Source organism: Archangium sp., assembly GCF_036389735.1.
Classification (GTDB): Bacteria; Myxococcota; Myxococcia; order Myxococcales; family Myxococcaceae; genus Archangium.
The window spans coordinates 1-3,186 of sequence record NZ_DASVWK010001069.1 but is presented as its reverse complement, the minus strand read 5'-3'; the positions used below and the strand labels follow the sequence as shown (position 1 = coordinate 3,186).

Sequence of the window (3,186 nt, the reverse complement as noted above, 5' to 3'; positions counted from 1 at the left end):
CGGGTCGCCTCTCGGAGCGGTCGCTGCTTGCTCGCCTGGGTCATGGCTCGGAGCAGGGAGGGGCGTGGTCCAGCCTGCGCACGCTGCTGGTTTACGCGAAGCGTCATCGGCTGGAGGTGGTGGGCATCGACCGGCGGGCGCAGGGCGAGCGCTCCCTGGCACTGCGGGACGCGTACGCGGCGGAGCGCATCGCCCGAGCGGCGCGAGCGGAGGATCTGCCCCGGGTAATGGTGCTGGTGGGCCAGTACCACGTGGCGCCCTGCCACCTGCCGGCCCAGGTGGAGCGGGCGCTGGGCGAGGGGTACGGGCGGCGAGGACTGGTGGTGTACCAGAACGCCGAGGGCGTCTACTGGCGGCTGGCGCGCGAGGGGAAGGCGGGCGCGGCACAGGCCGTGGAGCTGCCGGACGGCTCGCTGTGCCTGCTGAACGCATCGCCGGTGGTGTGCCAGCAGAGCTTCCTGGACTACCTGGAGGCGGAGTCAGGGGACTCGCCGCTGCGGGAGCGGAGCGCGGCGGAGCGCTTCCGGGAGATGGCGAGCCTCATCGGCCGGCTGGCGGGAGTGCCAGTGGGCCGGGCGCTGGAGGAGGCGGAGGTGGTGACGGCGGCGGACGAGGACGCGCTGGTGCGCATCCAGCAGCGGGGCCGCTTCACGCAGGGAGAGCTGGGGCAGTTGCGGCGGCACATCCTCTCGCGGGAGAGCTGCTACATCCCCCGGGCGCGGACGGCGTACCTGGCGTCGCTGTCGCTGAACCACGCTGCCGAGGAGGCGGCGCACTTCGTGAGGCACTGCGCGGTGGGGGACGCGATGGAGGCGCCCCGGCGGGCCTCGGACGCGTTCTACGCGCGGTGCCTGGAGGAGGCGCTGGGGTTCTTCGGCTCGAAGCTGGTGAACCCGCGGCGGAGCTGCCCGGGCGCGGGCGAGTGGGCGGTGCGGTTCGGCGAGGCACGCGGGGTGGAGCGGCAGATCGCCGCGTTCGTGCTGGCGCACAAGGCAGCGGAGGTGGAGGTGCCCGACGAGGCGGTGAAGCTGCTGCCCCTGCGCAAGGACCGGCTCTTCCACGGCGTCAGCCACGCGCTGGGCTACCTGCTCGGGGATGCGCTCTATCGGGGCTTCGACGGCGACCAGGTGGACCGGGCGGAGCTCCGGGCGCTGTTCCGCGATCCGCTGGAGGACCCGAGGGCCACGTACTTCGACTGGGTCCGCCGGCTGTCCGGGTAACGGACGATTCTCAGGACTACGGCGAGCCCGTTCCGGCATCCGCGCTCGCGTGGACCACCCGGAACCGCAATGCCTGGCCCGGCAGGGGGTCCACGGTCCGCCGCCCCAGGCCATTGGGGACGAACCAGAAGCCACCCTCGTCGTTCAGGGCCCAGAGTTCGTACTCCCCGACGGGCACGGCCCCGAGCGTCGTCACCACCCTCCCCTTCCCGGGCTCCTCGATGATGGACTGGGCGGAGGGGATGACGAAGAGCTGGAGCGACTCCACGGCGACCTCCCGGCTCGCATCCCCGCCCAGACTCGCGAGGAACGGGGTCGCATTGGGCAACAGCGGCACGATGACTTGAGCGGGCCTCCCGCGGTTGTCGAGCGGCACGGTCTGTCCGGGCCGGGGCACGAAGCGCAGGAAGAACTGCGGCCACAAGTCGAACACCCCATCTCCGTTCACGTCATCCGGCGTTCCATCCCCCTCCGCGTCCGCGAGCCGGACGAAGAACCGGGGCGCGTCCCCACGCAGCACGCCAGAGCCCTCGCTCTTCACGGTGAACGAGACGATCTCCGTGGCCGAGTCCGTCAGCTCCACCACGCCGCCCTCCGCCTGATCCACCACCTGGAACGCGGGCAGCGGTCGCTTCACCCGCCGCGACAGCCCGAGGTCCACCGGCAGCACCTGCCCCGGCTGTACGTTCAGCTCGACGGAGGACTCGGGCACCCAATCACCCGCCCCTGGCTGCGCGAGTACATCGACAGTGAGGTCCGCATCCCCATTGGCATCGAGGAAACCCCACAGTCGGTACACGTCCGGGCCCACCTCGGAGAAACGGAAGCGCGCGTCCCCGGACGCGAGACGCACCTCGGATACGGCGGCCACGTGCCGGGGCACTCCCCGCTTCTCCGGAGGGGCCTCGTCGGGGGCGAACAGGAACAGGTACGCATCCCCGCGAGCGGGGCCCGCCAGCCGCACGTGGCCCTCCACACGGGCCTCACGCCGAAGCTCCGTGGGAGGCTCGGAACAACCAGCGAGCACGGCCCCGAGGGCCACCGCGAGGGCACGAAGGGAGATGGAAGACACGTCCCCACTCTACCCTTCCGGGGGCGCTCGGGGCTCTGGCAAGGTAGCCCCCAGTTCTCCTGGGAGGCCACACCATGAAGATGAAGGACCGGGTGGAAAAGCTGGAGGCGCAGCGCCGGCGCAACGAGGGCATGGGCGGTCCCGAGCGCATCGAGCGCCAGCACGCCAAGGGGAAGCTGACCGCCCGCGAGCGCCTCAAGCACCTCTTCGACGAGAACACCTTCGAGGAGATGGGCCTCCTGGCCGGTGCCGAGGGCAACCTCCCCGAGGAAGAGGACCCGAGCCGGCCCTCGCCCGCGGACGGTGTCATCACGGGCGTGGGAGAGATCCACGGCCGACCGGTGGCGGCGGCCATCTACGACTTCACGGTGTTCGGCGGCTCCATCGGCACGGTGGGCGAGCGCAAGGTGGCGCGGCTGCGGGACCTCGCGCTGAAGAACCGGATTCCGATGGTGTGGCTGGTGGACTCGGCGGGGGCGCGGCTGGAGGCGGGAGGCGACATCGATCCCCGACGCCTCGCGGGCTTCGCGGACACGGGCTACCTCTTCCGCGAGCAGGTGGTGATGAGTGGCGTGGTGCCGCAGGTGGCGGCCATGGTGGGCCCCGGCGCGGCCGGCACCGCCTACATCCCCGCGCTGGCGGACTTCGTGCCCATGGTGAAGGGCACCAGCTCGCTGGCCATTGGGGGCCCCTACCTGGTGGAGTCCGTGGTGGGCGAGAAGGTGACGGAGGAGGAGCTGGGCGGCTCCAAGGTGCACAACGAGCTGTCCGGCGTGGCGGACGCGGAGTACGCGGATGACGCCACGTGCATCACGGCGGTGCGCGAGTACCTGTCATTCTTCCCCTCGAGCTGCGAGGACAAGCCGCCGCGGCGGCCCTCCTCGGATCCGTTCG

At 71.6% G+C, this 3,186-nt stretch carries 3 protein-coding genes; 2 read left to right on the top strand and 1 reads right to left on the bottom strand.

The window, feature by feature from the left end:
• Window positions 1–1,220, top strand: a 1,220-nt coding sequence (locus tag VF794_RS38290; protein ID WP_331118403.1) for a hypothetical protein, incomplete at its 5' end; no start/stop codon positions are given.
• 16 nt (window positions 1,221–1,236) lie between these two features.
• On the opposite strand, the gene VF794_RS38285 is transcribed toward VF794_RS38290, so the two are convergent.
• Window positions 1,237–2,292: a hypothetical protein gene (locus VF794_RS38285; RefSeq protein WP_331118402.1), complete on the bottom strand. Its 1,056-nt coding sequence runs from the start codon at window positions 2,290–2,292 to the stop codon at window positions 1,237–1,239.
• A 74-nt stretch (window positions 2,293–2,366) separates the two neighbouring features.
• Between VF794_RS38285 and VF794_RS38280 the strand changes: the two genes are divergently transcribed.
• Window positions 2,367–3,186, top strand: an 820-nt coding sequence (locus VF794_RS38280; RefSeq protein ID WP_331118400.1) for a carboxyl transferase domain-containing protein, incomplete at its 3' end; no start/stop codon positions are given.